The sequence below is a fragment of the Hydrogenophaga crassostreae genome, from assembly GCF_001761385.1.
In the GTDB taxonomy this organism is placed as follows: domain Bacteria; phylum Pseudomonadota; class Gammaproteobacteria; order Burkholderiales; family Burkholderiaceae_C; genus Hydrogenophaga; species Hydrogenophaga crassostreae.
This window is the reverse complement of the sequence record NZ_CP017476.1, coordinates 4,598,406-4,617,241: the sequence shown is the minus strand read 5'-3', so window position 1 is coordinate 4,617,241 and position 18,836 is coordinate 4,598,406. Positions and strand designations below refer to the sequence as shown.

Sequence of the window (18,836 nt, the reverse complement as noted above, 5' to 3'; positions counted from 1 at the left end):
CACACCATGCCTATCTACAACCCGCCACTGCGCGACATGCAGTTTGTCATGCACGAGCTGTTCAACGTCACCGAAGATCTCAAGGCCATGCCACAGCACGCGGACATTGATGCCGACACGGTCAATGCGGTGTTGGAGGAGGCAGGCAAGTTCGCCACGCAGGTGATTTTCCCGCTCAACATCAGCGGCGATGCCGAGGGCTGCACACTCGATATCAAGACCCACGAAGTCACCACGCCCAAGGGTTTCAAAGAAGCTTACAAAACCTATGTTGAAGGCGGTTGGGCTGCGTTGTCGTGCGACCCCGCGTTTGGTGGTCAGGGCTTGCCACTGGTGGTGAACCAGTGTGTCTACGAGATGATGAACTCGGCCAACCAGGCCTGGACCATGTACCCCGGCCTTACGCACGGCGCCTACGCTTCGCTGCACTCCCACGGTACCGATGAGCAAAAAGCCACCTACCTGGCGAAGATGACCAGTGGTGAATGGACCGGCACCATGTGCCTGACCGAACCCCATTGCGGTACCGATCTCGGCCTGATGCGCACCAAGGCAGAGCCACAGCCCGACGGCACCTACAAGATCACCGGTAACAAGATCTTCATCAGCGCCGGTGAACACGACATGGCGGAAAACATCGTTCACCTGGTGTTGGCCCGCCTGCCCGATGCCCCCGCCGGCATCAAGGGTGTGAGCCTGTTCGTGGTACCCAAGTACCTGGTGAACAAGGACGGTTCGCTGGGCGAGCGCAACTCCATCCATTGTGGTGGCCTGGAACACAAGATGGGCATCAAGGCCAACGCCACGGCCCAGATCGTGATCGACGGCGCCATCGGCACCATGGTCGGCAAGCCCAACAAGGGCATGCAGGGCATGTTCGTGATGATGAACGCCGCCCGCCTGGGCGTGGGCAACCAGTCGCTGGGTCTGACCGAAGTGGCCTACCAGAATGCGCTGGCCTATGCCAAAGACCGCATTCAGATGCGCTCGCTGAGCGGCGTGAAAGCCAAAGACAAGGCGGCCGATCCCATCATCGTGCACCCCGATGTGCGCAAGATGTTGCTCACCGCCAAGGCGTATGCCGAAGGCGGCAGGGCTCTGGCCATCTACAGCTCGGTGTTGCTGGAGAAGGTGCACAACCACCCGGATGAGAAAGTGCGCAAGGACAGCGACGAGATGCTGTCCCTGCTGACGCCCATCGTTAAAGCCTTCCTGACCGACAACGGTTACCAGGCGACCACCATGTGCCAGCAGGTCTTTGGTGGCCACGGCTATATCAAGGAGTGGGGCATGGAGCAGCATGTGCGCGATGCCCGCATCAACATGATCTACGAAGGCACCAACACCATCCAGTCGCTGGACCTGCTGGGCCGCAAAGTGCTGGGCGACAACGGCGCTGCGCTCAAGAAGTTCGGCAAGCTGGTGGGTGCGCTGGTGATGGAGGAAGGCGTGAACGAAAAGATGGCCGAGTTCATCAACCCGATTGCCGTGCTGGGTGAGCAGATCACCAAGTTCACGATGGAGATCGGTTTCAAGGGTCTGCAGAACCCGGATGAAGTGGGCGCCGCCGCGGTGGACTACCTGCGTGTTGCGGGCCATCTGGTGTTCGGCTACTTCTGGGCCCGTATGGCACAGGTCGCTTTGCGCGAAATCGCCGCCGGCAACACCGACCCGTTCTATGTGGCCAAGCTGCAGACGGCGCGTTTCTACTTTGCCAAGCTGTTCCCCGAGACCGCTACGCTGATGCGCACCGCGCGCGCTGGCTCTGCTGTCTTGATGGACACCGACGCGGCGCTGGCCTGAGCTTGCTCCTGTCGCGCTTCGCGCCAACCCCTCCCGGGGGCGACACCAGCGGCCCGGCACAGCCGGTTCCGCGGTGTTCTCGATTTTTAAGACATCGCGTGCTTCGGAGACAAACATGATCAAAGAATCTGCTCTATCCCTCTTGTTGGCTGCGGCGGGTGTGTCCGCGTTTGCCCAGGCAACGCCTGAGGGCCTGTGGCGCTCGATTGATGACGACACCAACAAGCCCAAGGCTGAAATCCGCATCGTGGCCAATGGCTCGGGTGTATTGACCGGCAAGGTTGAAAAAGCCTTGATCGAGAGCAAGGAGCCGCTGTGCACCGCGTGCACCGATGAGCGAAAGGACAAGCCCAAGCTTGGCATGGAAATCATCCGTGGCGCGAAGAAGGCGGCGTCGGAAGCGGTGTGGGAGGGCGGCAACATCCTCGACCCCGAAAACGGCAAGACCTATGCGCTGAAGATGACGCCGATCGAGGACGGCAAGAAGTTGCAGATCCGCGGCTACATCGGTCCCTTCTACCGCACGCAAATCTGGCAACGCATTGAATGAACACCCCCGCCGCGCTTTGAGCGACCCCCTCAAGGGGGCGGCGAAGGCGGACCGGCTGAGCCGGATCCGCTGCGCCCCGGGGTGAATGCATCCCGCGCCTTTGACCTGGAATACACATGATGGAAAGAATGCAATGAAACGATTTCAAGTGAACAAAGTTGCCGTGCTCGGCGCGGGCGTGATGGGTGCGCAGATTGCTGCCCACCTCGTCAACCTCAAGGTGCCGGTGGTGCTGTTTGACCTGCCGGCCAAGGAAGGTCCGAAGAACGGCATCGTCTCCCGCGCCGTGGACGGTTTGAAGAAGCTCAAGCCTTCGCCGCTGGGGGTGGCCTCTGACGCGGCGCTGATCGGCCAGGCCAACTACGAAGAGCACCTGGAATTGCTGCGCGGTTGTGACCTCATCATCGAGGCCATCGCCGAGCGCATGGACTGGAAGCATGATCTGTACAAAAAGATCGCGCCCTTTGTGGCCGAGCACACCATCGTGGCGTCCAACACCTCCGGCTTGTCGATCACCCGGTTGAGCGAGGGCCTGCCCGAGGCGATCAAGCCGCGTTTCTGCGGCATCCACTTCTTCAACCCGCCGCGCTACATGACGCTGGTGGAGCTGATCAACACGCCCACCACCGAACCCAAAATCCTGGACGACCTGGAAGCCTTTGTGACCAGCGGCCTGGGCAAGGGTGTGGTGCGCGCCAAAGACACGCCGAACTTCGTCGCCAACCGCATCGGCATCGCCGGCATGCTGGCGACGATGAAAGAGGTGGACAATTTCGGCCTCACCTACGACGTGGTGGACGACCTCACGGGCAAGCGCCTGGGCCGCGCCAGCAGCGGCACCTTCCGCACCGCCGACGTGGTGGGCCTGGACACCATGGCCCATGTGATCAAGACGCTGCAGGACAACCTGTCGCTGGACACCGATCCGTTCTACGAAAGCTTTGGCACGCCGCCTGTGCTCAAGGCCTTGCTTGAAGCGGGCAAGCTGGGTCAGAAGACCAAAGGCGGTTTCTTCAAAAAGGTGGGTCGCGAGATTTCGCGCTTTGAACTGGACAGCGGCGAGTATGTGCCCGCCGGCGCCAAAGCCGATGAGGTGTACGGCCGCATGTTGAAGCGCCCTGCGGCTGAGCGCCTGCGCCTGCTGCGTGACAGCGAAGGGCCTCAGGGCCAGTTCCTGTGGGCGATTCTGCGCAATGGCTTTCATTACGCCGCGGTGCACCTGGCCACCATTGCCGACACCGCACGCGATGTCGACCAGGCCATGCGCTGGGGCTTTGGCATGAAGCAGGGCCCGTTTGAACTCTGGCAGGAAGCCGGATGGCTGGACGTGGCCAAGATGGTTCAGGAAGACATTGACGCTGGCAAGGCGCTGAGCAAGGCGCCGCTGCCCGAGTGGGTGTTCAAAGGCCCGGTGGCCGAGGCCGGAGGCGTGCACACCGCCGAGGGCTCGTGGAATCCTTCCGCCGGAACATTTGAGCCACGCCGCAATCTGCCGGTGTACCAGCGGCAGCACTTTCCCGAGCTGCTGCTGGGTGAAGTGGGTGCCAAGTTCCAGACGGACGGCACGACCATCGAAGAAAACGATTCGATCCGGGTCTGGACACAAGACGATGGTGTGTTGATCGCCAGCATCAAGACCAAGATGCACGCCATCAGCCCCGAGGTCTGCGAGGGCCTGATGATGGCCATCGAGTTGGCCGAGAAGGAATACCAGGGCCTGGTGGTCTGGTCGGGCGATGAGCCGTTCAGCGCCGGCGCTGACCTGCAGGCCATGTTGCCGGCCTTCATGGCCGTGGGCGTGGCGGCGATCGAAGACGCCGAAGGCTTCATGCAGCAGACCATGCTGCGCCTGCGTTACGCCAGCGTGCCCGTGGTGTCGGCCGTGCGCGGTCTGGCCCTGGGCGGCGGTTGCGAGCTGGCTGTTTACAGCGCACGCCGCGTGGTGCACATGGAGAGCTACATCGGCCTGGTGGAAGTCGGTGTGGGCCTGGTGCCCGGCGCTGGCGGCCTGACCTACATCGCCCGCCGCGCGGCCGAAAACGCTGAGACCTCAACCGGCAAAGACCTGTTGCCTTTCCTGACCGAGGGCTTCACCGCCGCGGCCATGGCCAAGGTCGGCACCAGCGCCATCGAATCGCGCCAGCTGGGTTACGTGTTGCACAGCGACGTGATCGTGCCCCACAAAGACGAGCTGCTGTTTGTTGCCATCAACGAGGCCAAGGCCCTGTTCGCTGGCGGCTACCGTGCGCCCCACAAACGCCTGTTCCCGGTGGCCGGCCGTGATGGCAAGGCCACGGTTCTGGGCAGCCTGGTCAACATGCGCGACGGAGGTTTCATCAGCCGCCACGATTTTCACATCGCATCCCTGATCGCGAATGTGGTGACCGGTGGTGATGTGGACCCCGGCACGCTGGTGACCGAGGAGTACCTGATGACGCTGGAGCGCCAGGCGTTCTGCGCGCTGATCGTGCATCCCAAGACGCAAGAGCGGATTCTGGGGATGTTGAACACGGGACGGCCCGTCAGAAATTGATCCCCCCGCGCCGCGCTTTGCGCGTCACCCCCCAGGGGGCGGTGCTGGCGGTCCGGCGGAGCCGGGTTCCGCGGCACCCTGGGCTGGGGGCATCTCGCGCCGGGTTGCACTTTGGATTGACTGATTTTGGAGATAGGTATGACTGATCTGGTTTCTTACGCTTTTGCCGATGGCGTGGCCACATTGACCATGGACGATGGCAAGGCGAATGCCATGGGCCCGGCGATGCAGGCGGCATTGAACGCTGCTTTCGACCGCGCTGAGGCTGACAAGGCCACCGTCGTGCTGACCGGGCGACCTGGCGTCTTCTCGGGCGGGTTTGATTTGGGGGTGTTCAAGGCGGGCGACCCCAAGTTGACGTTCCAGATGCTCACCGGCGGCGCGCAGCTGGCGCAGCGGGTCCTGTCGTATCCGCATCCGGTGATCGCGGCCTGTTCGGGCCACGCGGTGGCCATGGGTTTGTTTCTCCTTCAGTGTGCCGATGTGCGCATCGGACTGGAAGAGGGATCGGGCGCCATGCTCCAGGCCAACGAAATCCAGATCGGCATGACGCTGCCCTATTTCGCTCTGGAAACCTGCCGCGAACGTGTGAGTACGCCGCATCTGCATCTGGTCGGCACGGCGTCTGCCTACGCCGGTGAGGCCGCAGTGGTGGCAGGTTTGCTGGACGAGGCCGTGGCGCCCGACGCCATGGCCGCTGCTGTGCAGGCGCATGTGGCACGGCTGAAGAAGGCCCACCCTGCGTCGTTCACCGCGACCAAGCAGCGCTTGCGTGCCAACGTGCTCGCGGCCATGCCGGGCGCCATCGAAAAAGACATCGTCGACTGGCAGCGCCTGGGTGCTGCCAAGGCCTGATTTTCCTATTTGTATTGATACGGGTCGCAGTTTCAAACCTGACACCCCAACCCTGAGGCATTCGCCATGAAACAAGTTCAAGACGCCTACATCGTTGCCGCCACGCGCACGCCCATTGGTCGTTCGCACAAAGGCTCCTTCAAACACCTGCGTCCCGACGATCTGCTGGCAATTGCGCTGCGTTCGGCATTGGCACAGGTGCCAGGCCTGGATCCGAAATCCATAGAGGACGTGATCTGCGGCTGTGCGATTCCTGAAGCCCAGCAGGGTCTGAACGTGGCGCGCATTGGCGCCATCCTGGCAGGTTTGCCGAATACCGTGGGCGGCATCACGGTCAACCGCTTCTGCGCCTCCGGCCTGTCTGCGGTGCAGATGGCGGCCGACCGCATCCGTGTGGGCGAGGCCGACGTGATGATCGCGGCGGGCACCGAGAGCATGAGCATGGTGCCCATGATGGGCAATTCGCCCAGCCTGTCGCCCACCATCTTCACCAACACCGACGATGTGGAAAGCTATGGCATCGCGTATGGCATGGGCCTGACGGCTGAGAAGGTCGCCCAGCAGTGGAAGGTGAGCCGGGACGATCAGGACGCGTTTGCCGTGCAATCGCACCAGCGCGCCATTGCCGCCATGAAGGCCGGTGAATTCGCGGCCGAGATGACGCCGGTTGAAGTGACCGACCGACGCGTGAATCTGGAGACCGCGGAAGTCACTACCAGCACGCGCACCGTGAGCCTCGACGAAGGCGCGCGCCCCGAGACCACGCTGGAAGGCCTGGCCCGGCTGCGCACCGTGTTTGCCGCCCGCGGCTCTGTGACGGCGGGCAACAGCTCGCAAACCAGCGACGGCGCCGGCGCGCTGATCCTGGTGAGCGAAGCGGCCCTGAAGCGATACAACCTCAAGCCGTTGGCCCGTTTCGTGAGCTACGCCAGCCGAGGTGTGCCGCCGCACATCATGGGCATTGGCCCCATCGAAGCCATTCCAGCCGCGCTGAAAAATGCCGGCTTGAAGGTGGACGACATGGACTGGATCGAGTTGAACGAAGCCTTTGCCGCGCAGTCGCTCGCCGTGATGAACACGCTGGGCCTGGACCCTGCCAAGGTGAACCCCATGGGTGGCGCGATTGCATTGGGTCATCCCTTGGGCGCAACCGGTGCAATCCGCTCCGCGACGGTGGTGCATGCCTTGCAACGCACGCAGAAAAAATACGGCATGGTCACGATGTGTGTGGGCATGGGGCAGGGCGCCGCCGGGATTTTTGAAAGGGTCTGACGACCCACCCCCGCGCCGCTTCGCGTCACCCCCTGAAAGGGGGCAATGCCTGCGGCCTGGCAAAGCCAGTTCCGCGGCATTTCCGTGTTGATGCATTGCACGCCGGAGAGCCAGGTCCGCTGCGCCATGCGGCTTCGCCGCGCATACGCTCCCTCGGTCTCTAAGACGACTGTGGTGAGCTCTTTCTCTGGGCACACTCTTGCGCATGACTTCACATCCTTTTGACCAAGCCATTGCACTGAACGCCACGGGTGAGCACACCTTCACCGGGGCCACTTCACCCGCTTACGCCAACATGGTGGGTCCGTATGGCGGCATCACGGCGGCCACGGCTTTGAATGCGGTGCTGCAGCACCCGGCTTTGCTGGGTGAGCCCGTGTCGCTGACGGTGAATTTTTGCGCGGCGGTGGCCGATGGGCCGTTTGAGGTGCAGGCGGTGGCCGCGCGCACCAACCGGTCCACACAGCACTGGACGGTGGCGATCACGCAAGGGGGCGAGACCATGGTCACGGCCACGGCGTTGACGGCGGTGCGCCGCGACACCTGGGCTGCCGTGGAGCACACCATGCCCGACGTGCCGGCGCCCGGGTCGGTGCCTTTGCCCACGGCGCGCGGCCGTGTGGAGTGGCTCAACCGCTACGAAATGCGCTTCATCGAAGGCGGCTTTCCGGGCGTGTGGGACGAGCGCGATCAGGGGCACAGCCGCACCCGCCAATGGGTGCGGGACCAGCCACCGCGCCCGCTGGACTTCGCCTCGCTGGCTGCGATGGCCGATGTGTTTTCACCCCGTATCTGGCACCGCCGCGCGAGGTTCGTTCCGTTGGGCACCGTGTCGATCACCGTGTACTTCCATGCCAGTCAGGCTTTGCTGAGCGCCAACGGCGATGCCCACGTGCTCGGACAGGCCCAGGGCCAGGCTTTTGGCCAGGGGTTTTTTGACCACTCGGCTCAAATCTGGAACCAGTCCGGCGTGATGCTGGCCACCAGCCATCAGGTGGTGTACTTCAAGGAATAGTGGAAAACCGCAGGGCCGCCCCAAGGCAGGCCCAGCCCCCTCGGGGGGCAGCGACCGCGCAGCGGCGGAGCGTGGGGGCGATCGGGCCAGCCGCCGGGCCGCCCCGAGGCAGGCCCAGCCCCCTCGGGGGGGCAGCGACCCGCGCAGCGGCAGAGCGTGGGGGCTATCGGGCCAGCCGCCGGGCCGCCCCAAGGCAGGCCCAGCCCCCTCGGGGGGCAGCGACCCGCGCAGCGGCAGAGCGTGGGGGCTATCGGGCCAGCCGCCGGGCCGCCCCGAGGCAGGCCCAGCCCCCTCGGGGGGCAGCGACCCGTGCAGCGGCAGAGCGTGGGGGCTATCGGGCCAGCCGCCGGGCCGCCCCAAGGCAGGCCCAGCCCCCTCGGGGGGCAGCGACCCGCGCAGCGGTGGAGCGTGGGGGCTATCGGGCCAGCCGCCGGGCCGCCCCAAAGCAGGCCCAGCCCCCTCGGGGGGCAGCGACCCGCGCAGCGGTGGAGCGTGGGGGCTATCGGGCCAGCCGCCGGGCCGCCCCAAGGCAGGCCCAGCCCCCTCGGGGGGCAGCGACCCGCGCAGCGGTGGAGCGTGGGGGCTATCGGGCCAGCCGCCGGGCCGCCCCAAGGCAGGCCCAGCCCCCTCGGGGGGCAGCGACCCGCGCAGCGGTGGAGCGTGGGGGCTATCGGGCCAGCCGCCGGGCCGCCCCAAGGCAGGCCCAGCCCCCTCGGGGGGCAGCGACCCGCGCAGCGGTGGAGCGTGGGGGCTATCGGGCCAGCCGCCGGGCCGCCCCAAGGCAGGCCCAGCCCCCTCGGGGGGCAGCGACCCGCGCAGCGGTGGAGCGTGGGGGCTCTATATCTCTAGGGGCGACCCAGGAACAGGTACAGACCCGTGTAGCCCTTGGGCGCATGCACCACGCTCAGGTAGAGCGGACCGAGACCGGTGTCGGTGCCCACAAACAGGCTGGAGCCGCTGCGCAGGTCTTTCAAGCTCATGTCGCTGCGGTCGGCCCATGCGTTGCCGATCTCGAGTGAGCCACCGGCAAAAAGGGCCCGCACCACGCCACCTTGCCAGGGCAGGCGCTGGTAGTAGGTGAGGCGGCCGAACGTGAGGTAGTTGCCGGCCACCTGGCCGACGCGGTAACCCGAGAGTTGCTGGAACCCACCCAGGGAGTACTCGTCAATCGCCCCCACGGGGATGTCGCTGGCCATGCCGACCCGAAGGGATGCATTGAGCGTGTGGGGTCCCCAGCTGTGCACGCCGGTCGCTGTGGCGTTGAGGCGGGTGAAGCGGTTGCTTTCCCCGTTGTTGTAAAGACGGCCTATGGCGAGTTCGGCATCTGTGCGGTAGCCGCTGGATGGAAAATTCGCGTAGTCCAGCTGGTCGGACGTGACCCGCGCGCGCAACCCGATCTCGCGCCAGCTTTCCGAGGCCACGGTCACACCCTCATCCACCAGACCGGCAGACACCAGTTCGGGCACGGCACGGCGCGCGTTGGCAAAGCTGCCCAGCCGCAGGTCGCCAAACCGGCCCAGACGGTCCAGCGGCAAGCCGAGGTCGGCACCCACCTGCACCGTCTGGCGCCGGCCAATGGCGGCCAGGTCGCCATTGAGGTTGTACAGCTCCAGGCGCTTCAGGTCTGCGTCGATGTAGGCGGCAGCAAAACCTTGCCCTCTGGAGCCCCAAGGCTGGTAGATCTCGGAGTAGAGCCCCATGGTCTCGCCCACCTGGATCCGGTTGCGCCATTCGGCTCCGCCTTCTGTGAGCCAGTGGCGGTTGTGGCTCAGGCGCAGGTTGAACGCAGACCGGCCTTCGAAGTCGGTTTGCAGGTCCATGCCGATGCGCAGGTAGTTGGGACCCCAGTCGTTTTCACGCAGGCTCACCACCAGGGCCTCCTCGCCAGGCGCCCCCTGGTTGTCGAGCCGGTAGTCCACCCGTTCGTAGTCGCCCATGGCGGCGAGTTCCTGCAAGTCGCCCTCGATCTGCTTCACGCTCACCGGCTGATCCAGGGGCATGTCGAGCATCTCGCGCAGGCGTTCGGCGCGTTCGGCGCTGACTCCTTCGAACTGCACCTCTTTCAGCGAGCCGACCCGGGCCGAGTTGGCCAGCGTCTGAGCGATGCGCTGGGTTTGCCAGGTGGCGTACTCGGCCTCTGGCGCTGCGTAAACGCGCAGGGCCTGGCGCACCGACGCAGCGTAGGTATGGCCAATCTTCACCAGCTCTGGCGCGCGGTCGAAGTCGCCCGAGGTGAGCTTGCCCAGTTCAGGCGCCAGCAACAGGTCTTTTGGTGTGAGCGTTGCGATGCTGGCCTGAACGTTCTGTTCGGTCAGGATGTTGACCATCTGGGCCGTGACGCCCAATACCGTGCCCAGGGTCTCGCGGCCCGCCAGCGGGGTCCCGATGTTGACGGCAATGATGATGTCTGCACCCATGCTGCGCGCGACGCTGACCGGCAGGTTGTCGACGAGACCGCCATCGCCGAGGATCTGGCCATCCACTTCCAGCGGTGAAAAAACGCCTGGCACGGACATGCTGGCGCGCAAGGCGGCCGCCAGGTCGCCGCGATCGAGCACCACCGCCTTGCCGGTTTCCATGTTGGTTGCAATGGCGCGAAACGGGGTGGGCAAGCCGTTGAAGCTGGCGAGGTGGCGTGTGGTCAGCGTGTAGCGGCGCAGCAGCATTTCCAGCGAACGCGATGACACGGCACCCGAGGGCAGTCTGAACTCGCCATCGCGAAAACCCATTTGCAGCATGGGCGCAAATTCGAAATCTTCTTCCTTGCGCCGCTGCGACAGCAATTGCCTCGGTTCCCGGCGGTCAAACAGATCGCCCCAGTCAACACCAACCAGTTCGCGCTCCAGCTCATCGGCATTCATGCCGCTGGCGTACAGGCCGCCGATGATGGCACCCATGGAGGTGCCGACGATGAAGTCCACCGGCACCCGGGCTTCTTCCAGTGCCTTGAGCACCCCTACGTGAGCGAAACCGCGCGCGCCGCCGCCGGAGAGGACCAGGCCGATCCTGGGGCGGTGGGCGAGGGGCGCGGCGATGCCGTCGGGCGCTGGCGCCAGGCTGGTCGCATGCGCCTGTCCGGTCAGGCTCAGTGCAGTGAGCCCGATCAGCAGCCACACTTGAAATCGCCCCAAGGGTGACTGGCGGGAGGACAAAATCGGAAGGCTTGGGTGGATCATGGGCAGCTTGGGAAAGTGGCAGGTCCGGGGTTGATGGCCTCAGCCCGTCGGTGCGCCGTCCAGTGTAGTGAGAAAGAGCGCTGAGGCAGGCTGCGCTGCGCGGTGTTTTGCGCGGGGCCACGCTGTCGCGCATTGGGCTGACCTTCGCTGACAGCCCGGTGGCTTTCTGTTAACTTGGCGGCCTTGTTGGCGGACCATGCCCCGGGGCTCCGGTGGTTTGTTGCGCTCCGTTACCCCGACACCCAAAGCAGAAAACCCACCCATGAGCGATATCCTCGTCCACACCGAAGACGGCATCACCACCCTGACCTTCAACCGTCCAGACAAAAAGAATTCCATCACCTCGGCCATGTACGCCGTCCTGGCCGATGGCCTCGAAGCCGCGCAGACCGATGATGCCGTGCGCTGCGTGGTGTTCCAGGGCAACGAAGCCGTGTTCAGCGCGGGCAATGACATCGGCGATTTCCTCAACAACCCGCCCGCCACCGGTGAGTCGCCGGTTTACCGCTTCATGCGTGCGCTGTCGGGTTTCACCAAACCCGTGCTGGCCGCCGTGTGTGGCCCGGCCGTGGGCATTGGTACCACCCTGTTGCTGCATTGCGATCTGGTTTATGCGGGCGACAACGCGGCTTTCTCGATGCCGTTCGTCAATCTGGGGCTGTGTCCCGAGTTTTCCTCCAGCCTGCTGGTGCCGCAGATGATGGGTTACCACCGTGCCGCCGAAGCCCTCTTGCTGGGCGAACCTTTCATGGCCGAAGCCGCGCTGGAAGTGGGGCTGGTGAACCGCGTATTGCCGCCTACGGAGGCGGCGGGTTACGCGCAGGCCGTGGCGCGCCGCCTGGCGGCCAAGCCGATCTCGGCACTGGTGGAAACCAAGCGTTTGATGAAGCAGGGCCAGAGCCAGAAGGTGGCGACGGTCATGGCCGAAGAGGGTGAAAGTTTTGGCCGCATGCTGCGTGAACCCGCAGCCCGCGAAGCCTTTGGTGCCTTCATGGAGCGCCGCAAGCCCGATTTTTCCAGGGTCTGAGACAGGCCAGGAGCCTGCGCGGCAGAAAGCATCGAAGCGAGACCGGGTTCCCGCCGGTTGCAGCCGATGTTCTTTCTGCTGCACAGGCTTCCCGGCGGCCCATCTCACTCCGTGAGCAGCGCCTGGTAGCCCTGTCGGGTTTGTGGCGACACCAACGCCAGCGTTTCTTCGTGGGTGGCCTGGTGGCGCACCATCAGGCGCGCCGATGCCACCGATTTGGATCGGCAGTACCAATGGCAGGTGTGTTGAAACAAGAGCATCTCGGCCAGCAAACGCCTGGCCTGCTGTTTGCGGGACAGGCCCTCGGCATTCGTCACGCTTTGGGCAAAACCCTTGGCGTGCACCCGAAATGCCTCGCGCAGGTCAAAGGTGGCATCGGGAAACAGCCGGGTGGCCATGGGCAATGCCATCGACCAACGGCTGATCCTCGCTTGGGCAGGCGGCATGGTCTGAATGTCTTTGGCCAGGCGGTCCAGCTGTTGCACCAGGGTGGCCTCGGAGCCTTCCAGCATGCGCCAGATCGGCTCGCTGCGCTCAGGGTCGGTCTCGGCCAGCGCCCGCATATAGCCTGTGGCCAGCGTTTCGATGCTTTTTTCGAGCTTGATGGGCCCCAGGATGGCGCTCAGCCAGGCGATGCGCTGGCGCTGCTCCGCGTTTTTGATGACGAACACGCCGAAGGCAATAAACAGCAGAGGGGCAAGCAAATCCATAGGGTGATTGTCCACGCCTTGGGCCGGGTTCAAAAGCGGGCAGAGGGATTTCGCTTCCGTATCAGGCTGAAAGGGCCTTTTGACTGGACCTGGCTGCCTTTAGGATGCGGTCTTCAGCCTGATTTCGAGGGAAAGAACCATGTCCTATATGTTGTTGATCGTTGAGCCGGTGGGCCAGCGCGCCACCCGCAATGAAGCCGAGGGCCGGGAGGCATACGCGCAGATGCAGCGTTTTGGAGAGGCGCTGGCGACAGAGGGCAAGCTGCAGGCGGTGGAGTCGCTGGCTTCAACGGCCGGCGCTGTCCGGGTGAGCCGGGCACCTGGCCAGCCGGCCTTTCGCGACGGGCCTTTCGCCGAGGCCAAAGAGATGATTGGTGGCTTCTTCCTGTTGCAAAACGTGGACCGTGACGAAGCCATTGCCTGGGCCCAGCGTTGCCCAGCTGCGCAGTGGGCCGCCGTGGAAGTGCGCGCGCTGGCGCCCTGCTTTGAAGACGGGCTGACCTGATTCGGGTTTCTCCCAGGTCCGGACGTGTCGAAATCGCACCGGCTGTTTCGTCGTGTATGCGAACCCCCCGAAAGGGGTCGGCGGCGATGGCGGGAGGCGCCTGCGCCAACCTCCAGGGTCGTCAGGAGAAACGCATGAACTATGTTGATGGATTTGTGGTGCCCGTGGCGCTGGCCAAGAAGGATGTCTATGTGCGCTATGCACAGGAAGCAGCGGTGATTCTTCGCGAGCATGGCGCCACCGGGGTGGTGGAGTGCTGGGGCGAGGATGTGCCGCCGGGCAAGCTCACTTCTTTCCCTTTGGCCGTGCAGTGCAAGGAGGGCGAGACAGTGGTGTTTTCCTGGATCACCTGGCCCTCGAAAGCGGTGCGTGAGGTGGGAATGGCCGCCTTCATGAAAGACGCGCGCCTGGCCGCGATGGGTGATATGCCATTTGATGGCAAGCGCATGATTTTTGGCGGATTCCAGACGGTTGTGGAAACATGAAAAAGCCCTCGACCATGATCCTGAACGCCCCTGTCCAGCCCTGCCTGTGGTTCGATTTCCAGGCAGAAGAAGCTGCCCGTTTCTACACCTCGGTGTTTCCCAATTCGCGCATGGGCACCATCACGCACTACGGCGCCAACGCCCCCATGCCCGAGGGCACCGTGCTCACCGTGGGCTTCGAGCTCAATGGCCAGCCATGGACGGCGCTCAACGGTGGTGCCGCGTTTCCATTCAATCCCGCGGTGTCGTTCATGGTGATCTGCCAGACCCAGGCGGAAATGGATCACTACTGGAGCGCCCTGGCCGACGACCCGGCACAAGGTCAGTGCGGCTGGCTCACCGACCGGTTTGGCCTGTCCTGGCAGATCGTGCCGCAGCTCATGGTGGATTTGTTGCCAACGCCCGATACCCCGGGAAAGCAGCGGCTCATGGCCGCCATGATGGGCATGAAAAAACTCGATATCGCCACGCTGCAGCGTGCCTTTTCCCAAGCCTGATTCCAACCCCAACCCCAACCCCAACCCGTCGAAGGAGACACCATGTCCAACGTTCCGATGTGTGCCGTGATGCATTTTGAAATGCCTTACAAAGATGCCGATCGTGCCGCCCGCTTTTATGCGGCCGCATTTGGCTGGACCCATCAAAACCTCGGGCCGGAGATGGGCGACTATCTGCTGGTGACCACCGCGTTGCCGGGTGAGCGCGCCAACATGCCACCCCAGGCGGCGCCAGGGGCCATCAACGGTGGCCTGTTCCCCTTCAAGGCCGACTGGCCCATGCAACACCCCTCGGTGGTGATCGATGTGGACGACATCGAGGTCGCCATGGCCCGTGTCACCGCCGCAGGCGGCGAGATCCTGGGCGAACCCATGGACATTCCGGGCATTGGGCGTTATGTGTCTTTTGTGGACACCGAGGGCAACCGCAACAGCATGATGGCGCCGACGGCCTGAGCGTCAGCCCGGGTTCTTATCGAACGTCGCTCGTGTCCATGCCGCTCGACATGAAGGAGCCCCTCGAAGGACACAACACTGTCGATTTCACGCACTAGCCCGTGGGCAAAGGCGTCACCCGCGTCACCTGGGCCGTGCACGGCCCCAGCAGCTTCCTGCCCAAGCTGGCTGGCATCTTCATCAACATGGACCAGATGATTGGCAAAGATTTTGAAGCGGGGCTGGCCAATTTGAAGGTGCTCGCCGAGAAACCGCAACAACCCACCAAGGAGTCATTCATGTTTCGCCAGATCTTTGTCAACCTGCCCATCAAGGACATGGTCCGTTCCAAGGCTTTTTTCACAGCCCTGGGCCTCAATTTCAATCCACGGTTTACCAACGAGCAGGGTGCCTGCCTGGAGATAGGTGAGAACTTTTTTGCCATGCTGCTGGTGGAGCCCTTTTTTCAGGGGTTCACCAAAAAACCGATCAGCGATGCCCACCAGAGCACCGAGGTGCTGATCGCCCTTTCGCTCGACAGCCGGGCGGAGGTCGAGGCCGTGATGGCCAAGGCGATCGCTGCGGGCGCCACCACGCCCAACGCGCCTGTGGACCATGGATTCATGTACCAGCACGGGTTTGCCGATCTCGATGGCCACCAGTGGGAGGTGTTCTGGATGGATGAGACCGCTGCGCCTGCGCAGATGTGAGCGCGCGGGTGTAAAACCCGTTGTGTGAACACTGTTGTTGACCACCCCACTGTCCATGCTTGCCTCGCTGCGGTCTGGCGCAAAGAGTCGGCCCGCATCGTCGCGACCGTGGCGCGCTATGTGCGCGATATCGGCGTGGCCGAAGACCTGGCGCAAGACGCACTGATCGCAGCGCTGGAACATTGGCCCAGCGATGGCCTGCCGCAGAATCCCGCCGCCTGGCTGATGACCACCGCGAAGCACCGTGCCCTCGACCACCTGCGCCACAGGCAGATGGCCGATGCGAGACACGGGGATCTGGCCAGCGACCTACAAGCCATGAATGTCCATGTGGTGCCCGACTTCAGTGATGGCCTTGACGAAGCACGCGAAAACGCGGCCATCGGCGATGACCTGTTGCGGTTGATTTTTGCGGCCTGCCACCCGGTGCTGGCGACCGAAGCGCGTGTCGCCCTGACCCTCAAGCTGCTGGGTGGCATGACCACCGCGGAGATCGCCCGCGCATGCCTGACAAGCGAGGCCACCCTGGCGCAGCGCATCGTTCGAGCCAAGCGGGCGCTGGCCCAGGCGCAGGTGCCGTTTGAGGTGCCCAAGGGCGATGAACTCAAGCGGCGTCTGGGCGCGGTGCTGGAGGTCGTTTACCTGATCTTCAATGAAGGCTATACCGCCACCAGTGGCGCAGACTGGATGCGCCCCGCCTTGTGCGACGAAGCGCTTCGTCTTGGGCAGCTTTTGTCTGAGATCGCACCTGATCAGCCCGAGGTGCATGGGTTGGTGGCACTGATGGCCATACAGGCTTCGCGCACACCGGCGCGCACCGATGACGAGGGCAACCTGGTGTTGTTGGCCGCGCAGAACCGAACGTGCTGGGACCAGCGTTTGATTCAACGCGGCTTGTGTGCGCTTGAACAGGCGCAGGCCTTGGGACAGCCCGATGGCAGCTACTGCTTGCAGGCAAGCATCGCCGCCTGTCACGCGCGCGCCGTTCATGCGGATGACACCGACTGGCCCCGTATCGCAGCGCTCTATGGCGCACTCATGCGGGTGGCGCCTTCACCCGTGGTCGAACTCAATCGCGCGGTCGCGGTCGGGTTGGCGGAAGGTCCGGCGGCCGGGCTGGTGATTCTGGAGCCGTTGCTGTGCGACAAAACCTTGCAGCATTACCCGTGGCTGCCGTCGGTGCAGGGCGACCTGCTGGAAAAGCTGGGGCGAGGCGCGCAGGCCCGGGCGGCCTATGCGCGCGCAGCGGCAATGACCCGCAACGAGCCTGAAAGGCGCTGGCTGCTGCGGCGCATCGATGCCATAGGGGATTGACAGATGGTGTCGTGCGTACCCCGCTGCCCCGCCTTAGACTGGGTCAACTCGCAAGGCGCTGCAACCGACGAGGTTTGTCATGAAATCATTGGGAAAACGCGCTGAGGGCTTGCGACTGGAGCGCATGCGCGCATCGCCGCTGTGGCGCGATGGGGGCTTTCGCAACCTGTTTCCCGTTGCCCAGGGTCTGCGTGATCCTTCGGTGGCCATGCCGTCGGCGAAAGAGTTTTTGATGGGTGGTGAGCGCCGCACACCGGAGTCGCCGCTGCCGTCAAAGGACCCGCGTGTTGCCTGGGAGAGGGCGCCTGCCAGTGGTCTGCGCGCCACCTGGCTGGGCCATTCCACCGTATTGCTGGAAATGGACGGTTTCAAGGTCTTGACGGACCCCGTGTGGGGCACCCGCGCTTCGCCGTTTCGTTTGATCGGACCCAAGCGGTTCCAACCCGTGCCACTGCGCTTGCGGGAAATGCCCGAGGTGGATGTGGTCGTGATTTCGCATGACCACTACGACCATCTGGACTACCCCACGATCCGCGCGCTCGCGAAAAACAGCCAGGTGCCGTTTGTGACCTCATTGGGCGTTGGCGCCCATTTGCAGGCCTGGGGCGTGACACCCGAACGCATCACCGAGCTGGACTGGTGGGAAACCCACCGGGTGCCCGGTACGGGCCTGAGCATCACGGCCGCACCATCGCAGCACTTTTCAGGCCGCGGCCTGAAAGACCGCAATGCCACGCTGTGGTCATCCATGGTCATGCGCAGCGAACGCCATGCGGTGTTTTTCAGTGGCGACACCGGACTGACCGCCGAATACGCCGCGATCCGCGAGCGGCTGGGTCCGTTTGATCTGGTGATGCTGGAGGTGGGTGCTTTTCATCCCGCCTGGGGCGATATCCACCTGGGCCCGCTGAATGCGCTCAAGGCCCATGGCCTGCTCGGCGGCGGTGCTTTCCTGCCGGTGCACTGGGGCACCTTCAGTCTGGCCATGCACGCCTGGGACGAGCCGGTTGAAACCCTGCTGGCCCACGCGCCTTCACGCGATGTGTTGTTGTTGCCCCGCCTGGGTGAGTCGGTGGAGCCGAAAGAGCAGCGCACTGCGCAGGCCTGGTGGCGCGGCGTAGACAAAAAAAGTGCTGGCCCTCAACCCAGGGAAGAGGTCGAAGCGCAGACGGCCGAGCGCTCAACCAGCGATCTTCCCTGGCCGCTGGATTGATCGCGCTTTGCTGAAGAGGACGGGTGAGCTGGCTTCAGTTTGGCTTAACCCGCCTGGCCCAGAATGCGCTTGATCAACGGCGCCACCATGTCCAGAAACCCTTCAACCCGTTACGACCCACTCAGCATGGCCTTCCACTGGCTCACGGCCATTGCCGTGCTTGCCGCCTTCATTCTGGGCCCCGGTGGATTTGGGCGCCTGTTGCGACAAGGGATTGATCCCGGAACCCACGCCGATATCGTGTGGCATGAGTCACTCGGCATGCTGATTTTTTCGCTCACTGTGCTGCGACTGCTCTGGACTGCGGTGCGGCCCGCTGCACCGCAGGTGGCGATGTCTGGCCCCTTGTGCCTGGCCAGCAAGCTGGGGCATGCGGGTTTGTGGGGCCTGTTGCTGATCACGCCCATCACCGCACTGCTGACGCTGGGCAGCGAGGGCGCTCCACTGACGCTGCTGGGGGGCTTTCGGATTGAGCAGTTGGGGTTCATCGCCAACAGCGGGCTGGCTTCGCTGACCAACTGGGGCGAGGTGCACAGCCTGATGGGCGACGCCATCATCTGGCTGGCCGGGCTGCACGCCCTGGCGGCCATTGCTCACCACGTCAAACTCAAAGACGGTGTTTTGGTGTCCATGGTCCCCTGGCTCAAGCCTCGTTGAAGGGGTTGGCTGTGTGGCCTCTTTGCCAGCCGGCCCGAGGCGGTTCGTGGCGACTTGAACACAAGGCAGAAGCACTCGA

Annotated in this window: 17 protein-coding genes; 15 read left to right on the top strand and 2 right to left on the bottom strand. The window is 64.1% G+C overall.

Annotated elements, in window-relative coordinates; translation table 11 throughout:
- Positions 1–6 precede the first annotated feature (6 nt).
- The 6 genes from LPB072_RS21370 to LPB072_RS21345 all read left to right on the top strand — a co-directional run bounded on the left by LPB072_RS21370 (position 7) and on the right by LPB072_RS21345 (position 8,028).
- Complete coding sequence (locus LPB072_RS21370; protein ID WP_066091372.1) at positions 7–1,803, top strand: acyl-CoA dehydrogenase C-terminal domain-containing protein; 1,797 nt, start codon at positions 7–9, stop codon at positions 1,801–1,803.
- A gap of 115 nt (positions 1,804–1,918) precedes the next feature.
- On the top strand, positions 1,919–2,353 hold the full coding sequence (locus LPB072_RS21365; protein WP_197508872.1) for a DUF2147 domain-containing protein: 435 nt from the start codon (positions 1,919–1,921) through the stop codon (positions 2,351–2,353).
- Between the two features lie 133 nt (positions 2,354–2,486).
- A complete protein-coding gene (locus tag LPB072_RS21360; RefSeq protein WP_066091373.1) occupies positions 2,487–4,886 on the top strand; it encodes a 3-hydroxyacyl-CoA dehydrogenase/enoyl-CoA hydratase family protein in 2,400 nt (799 codons plus the stop codon).
- 138 nt (positions 4,887–5,024) lie between these two features.
- A complete protein-coding gene (locus tag LPB072_RS21355; RefSeq protein ID WP_066091375.1) occupies positions 5,025–5,741 on the top strand; it encodes a crotonase/enoyl-CoA hydratase family protein in 717 nt (238 codons plus the stop codon).
- Between the two features lie 66 nt (positions 5,742–5,807).
- A complete protein-coding gene (locus LPB072_RS21350) occupies positions 5,808–7,013 on the top strand; it encodes an acetyl-CoA C-acyltransferase (protein ID WP_066091377.1) in 1,206 nt (401 codons plus the stop codon).
- 205 nt (positions 7,014–7,218) lie between these two features.
- Complete coding sequence (locus tag LPB072_RS21345; RefSeq protein WP_066091378.1) at positions 7,219–8,028, top strand: acyl-CoA thioesterase; 810 nt, start codon at positions 7,219–7,221, stop codon at positions 8,026–8,028.
- Positions 8,029–8,873: 845 nt separating this feature from the next.
- Here LPB072_RS21345 and LPB072_RS21340 read toward each other — a convergent pair.
- Positions 8,874–11,204, bottom strand: coding sequence for a patatin-like phospholipase family protein (locus tag LPB072_RS21340; protein WP_066091347.1), 2,331 nt, complete (start codon positions 11,202–11,204; stop codon positions 8,874–8,876).
- A gap of 262 nt (positions 11,205–11,466) precedes the next feature.
- On the opposite strand from LPB072_RS21340, the gene LPB072_RS21335 reads away from it, so the two are divergent.
- Complete coding sequence (locus tag LPB072_RS21335) at positions 11,467–12,231, top strand: enoyl-CoA hydratase (protein ID WP_066091362.1); 765 nt, start codon at positions 11,467–11,469, stop codon at positions 12,229–12,231.
- A 104-nt stretch (positions 12,232–12,335) separates the two neighbouring features.
- On the opposite strand, the gene LPB072_RS21330 is transcribed toward LPB072_RS21335, so the two are convergent.
- Positions 12,336–12,941 (bottom strand): hypothetical protein, encoded by a 606-nt coding sequence (locus LPB072_RS21330; RefSeq protein WP_066091345.1) that lies wholly within the window; start codon positions 12,939–12,941, stop codon positions 12,336–12,338.
- 139 nt (positions 12,942–13,080) lie between these two features.
- Here LPB072_RS21330 and LPB072_RS21325 point away from each other — a divergent pair, with 139 nt between their 5' ends.
- The 8 genes from LPB072_RS21325 (at position 13,081) to LPB072_RS21290 (ending at position 18,757) form a co-directional block, all read left to right on the top strand.
- Entirely contained in the window at positions 13,081–13,446 is a 366-nt protein-coding gene (locus LPB072_RS21325) for a YciI family protein (protein ID WP_066091342.1), read from the top strand.
- 134 nt (positions 13,447–13,580) lie between these two features.
- Positions 13,581–13,931, top strand: a complete 351-nt coding sequence (locus LPB072_RS21320) for a DUF1428 domain-containing protein (RefSeq protein WP_066091360.1) — start codon at positions 13,581–13,583, stop codon at positions 13,929–13,931.
- Complete coding sequence (locus LPB072_RS21315) at positions 13,928–14,428, top strand: VOC family protein (protein WP_231943337.1); 501 nt, start codon at positions 13,928–13,930, stop codon at positions 14,426–14,428. The genes LPB072_RS21320 and LPB072_RS21315 overlap by 4 nt, the downstream gene beginning before the upstream one ends.
- 42 nt (positions 14,429–14,470) lie before the next feature.
- Positions 14,471–14,884 (top strand): VOC family protein, encoded by a 414-nt coding sequence (locus LPB072_RS21310; protein WP_197508871.1) that lies wholly within the window; start codon positions 14,471–14,473, stop codon positions 14,882–14,884.
- Between the two features lie 278 nt (positions 14,885–15,162).
- Positions 15,163–15,573, top strand: coding sequence for a VOC family protein (locus tag LPB072_RS21305; RefSeq protein ID WP_066091357.1), 411 nt, complete (start codon positions 15,163–15,165; stop codon positions 15,571–15,573).
- 24 nt (positions 15,574–15,597) lie between these two features.
- Entirely contained in the window at positions 15,598–16,887 is a 1,290-nt protein-coding gene (locus tag LPB072_RS21300) for an RNA polymerase sigma factor (protein ID WP_066091339.1), read from the top strand.
- A 79-nt stretch (positions 16,888–16,966) separates the two neighbouring features.
- The gene (locus LPB072_RS21295) at positions 16,967–18,100 is read left to right on the top strand and encodes an MBL fold metallo-hydrolase (RefSeq protein WP_066091337.1); all 1,134 of its coding nucleotides are present in this window, start codon (positions 16,967–16,969) and stop codon (positions 18,098–18,100) included.
- Between the two features lie 87 nt (positions 18,101–18,187).
- Positions 18,188–18,757: a cytochrome b gene (locus LPB072_RS21290; RefSeq protein WP_066091355.1), complete on the top strand. Its 570-nt coding sequence runs from the start codon at positions 18,188–18,190 to the stop codon at positions 18,755–18,757.
- Positions 18,758–18,836 lie beyond the last annotated feature (79 nt).

What these genes read in the sequence shown, in the direction of transcription:
- LPB072_RS21355 (WP_066091375.1), top strand. Translation starts at nt 5,025, where the DNA reads ATGACTGATCTGGTTTCTTACGCTTTTGCCGATGGCGTGGCCACATTG.
- LPB072_RS21290 (WP_066091355.1), top strand. Translation starts at nt 18,188, where the DNA reads ATGTCCAGAAACCCTTCAACCCGTTACGACCCACTCAGCATGGCCTTC.
- LPB072_RS21345 (WP_066091378.1), top strand. Translation starts at nt 7,219, where the DNA reads ATGACTTCACATCCTTTTGACCAAGCCATTGCACTGAACGCCACGGGT.
- LPB072_RS21365 (WP_197508872.1), top strand. Translation starts at nt 1,919, where the DNA reads ATGATCAAAGAATCTGCTCTATCCCTCTTGTTGGCTGCGGCGGGTGTG.
- LPB072_RS21335 (WP_066091362.1), top strand. Translation starts at nt 11,467, where the DNA reads ATGAGCGATATCCTCGTCCACACCGAAGACGGCATCACCACCCTGACC.
- LPB072_RS21340 (WP_066091347.1), bottom strand. Translation starts at nt 11,204, where the DNA reads ATGATCCACCCAAGCCTTCCGATTTTGTCCTCCCGCCAGTCACCCTTG.
- LPB072_RS21305 (WP_066091357.1), top strand. Translation starts at nt 15,163, where the DNA reads ATGTTTCGCCAGATCTTTGTCAACCTGCCCATCAAGGACATGGTCCGT.
- LPB072_RS21350 (WP_066091377.1), top strand. Translation starts at nt 5,808, where the DNA reads ATGAAACAAGTTCAAGACGCCTACATCGTTGCCGCCACGCGCACGCCC.
- LPB072_RS21295 (WP_066091337.1), top strand. Translation starts at nt 16,967, where the DNA reads ATGAAATCATTGGGAAAACGCGCTGAGGGCTTGCGACTGGAGCGCATG.
- LPB072_RS21325 (WP_066091342.1), top strand. Translation starts at nt 13,081, where the DNA reads ATGTCCTATATGTTGTTGATCGTTGAGCCGGTGGGCCAGCGCGCCACC.
- LPB072_RS21330 (WP_066091345.1), bottom strand. Translation starts at nt 12,941, where the DNA reads ATGGATTTGCTTGCCCCTCTGCTGTTTATTGCCTTCGGCGTGTTCGTC.
- LPB072_RS21310 (WP_197508871.1), top strand. Translation starts at nt 14,471, where the DNA reads ATGTCCAACGTTCCGATGTGTGCCGTGATGCATTTTGAAATGCCTTAC.
- LPB072_RS21360 (WP_066091373.1), top strand. Translation starts at nt 2,487, where the DNA reads ATGAAACGATTTCAAGTGAACAAAGTTGCCGTGCTCGGCGCGGGCGTG.
- LPB072_RS21320 (WP_066091360.1), top strand. Translation starts at nt 13,581, where the DNA reads ATGAACTATGTTGATGGATTTGTGGTGCCCGTGGCGCTGGCCAAGAAG.
- LPB072_RS21315 (WP_231943337.1), top strand. Translation starts at nt 13,928, where the DNA reads ATGAAAAAGCCCTCGACCATGATCCTGAACGCCCCTGTCCAGCCCTGC.
- LPB072_RS21370 (WP_066091372.1), top strand. Translation starts at nt 7, where the DNA reads ATGCCTATCTACAACCCGCCACTGCGCGACATGCAGTTTGTCATGCAC.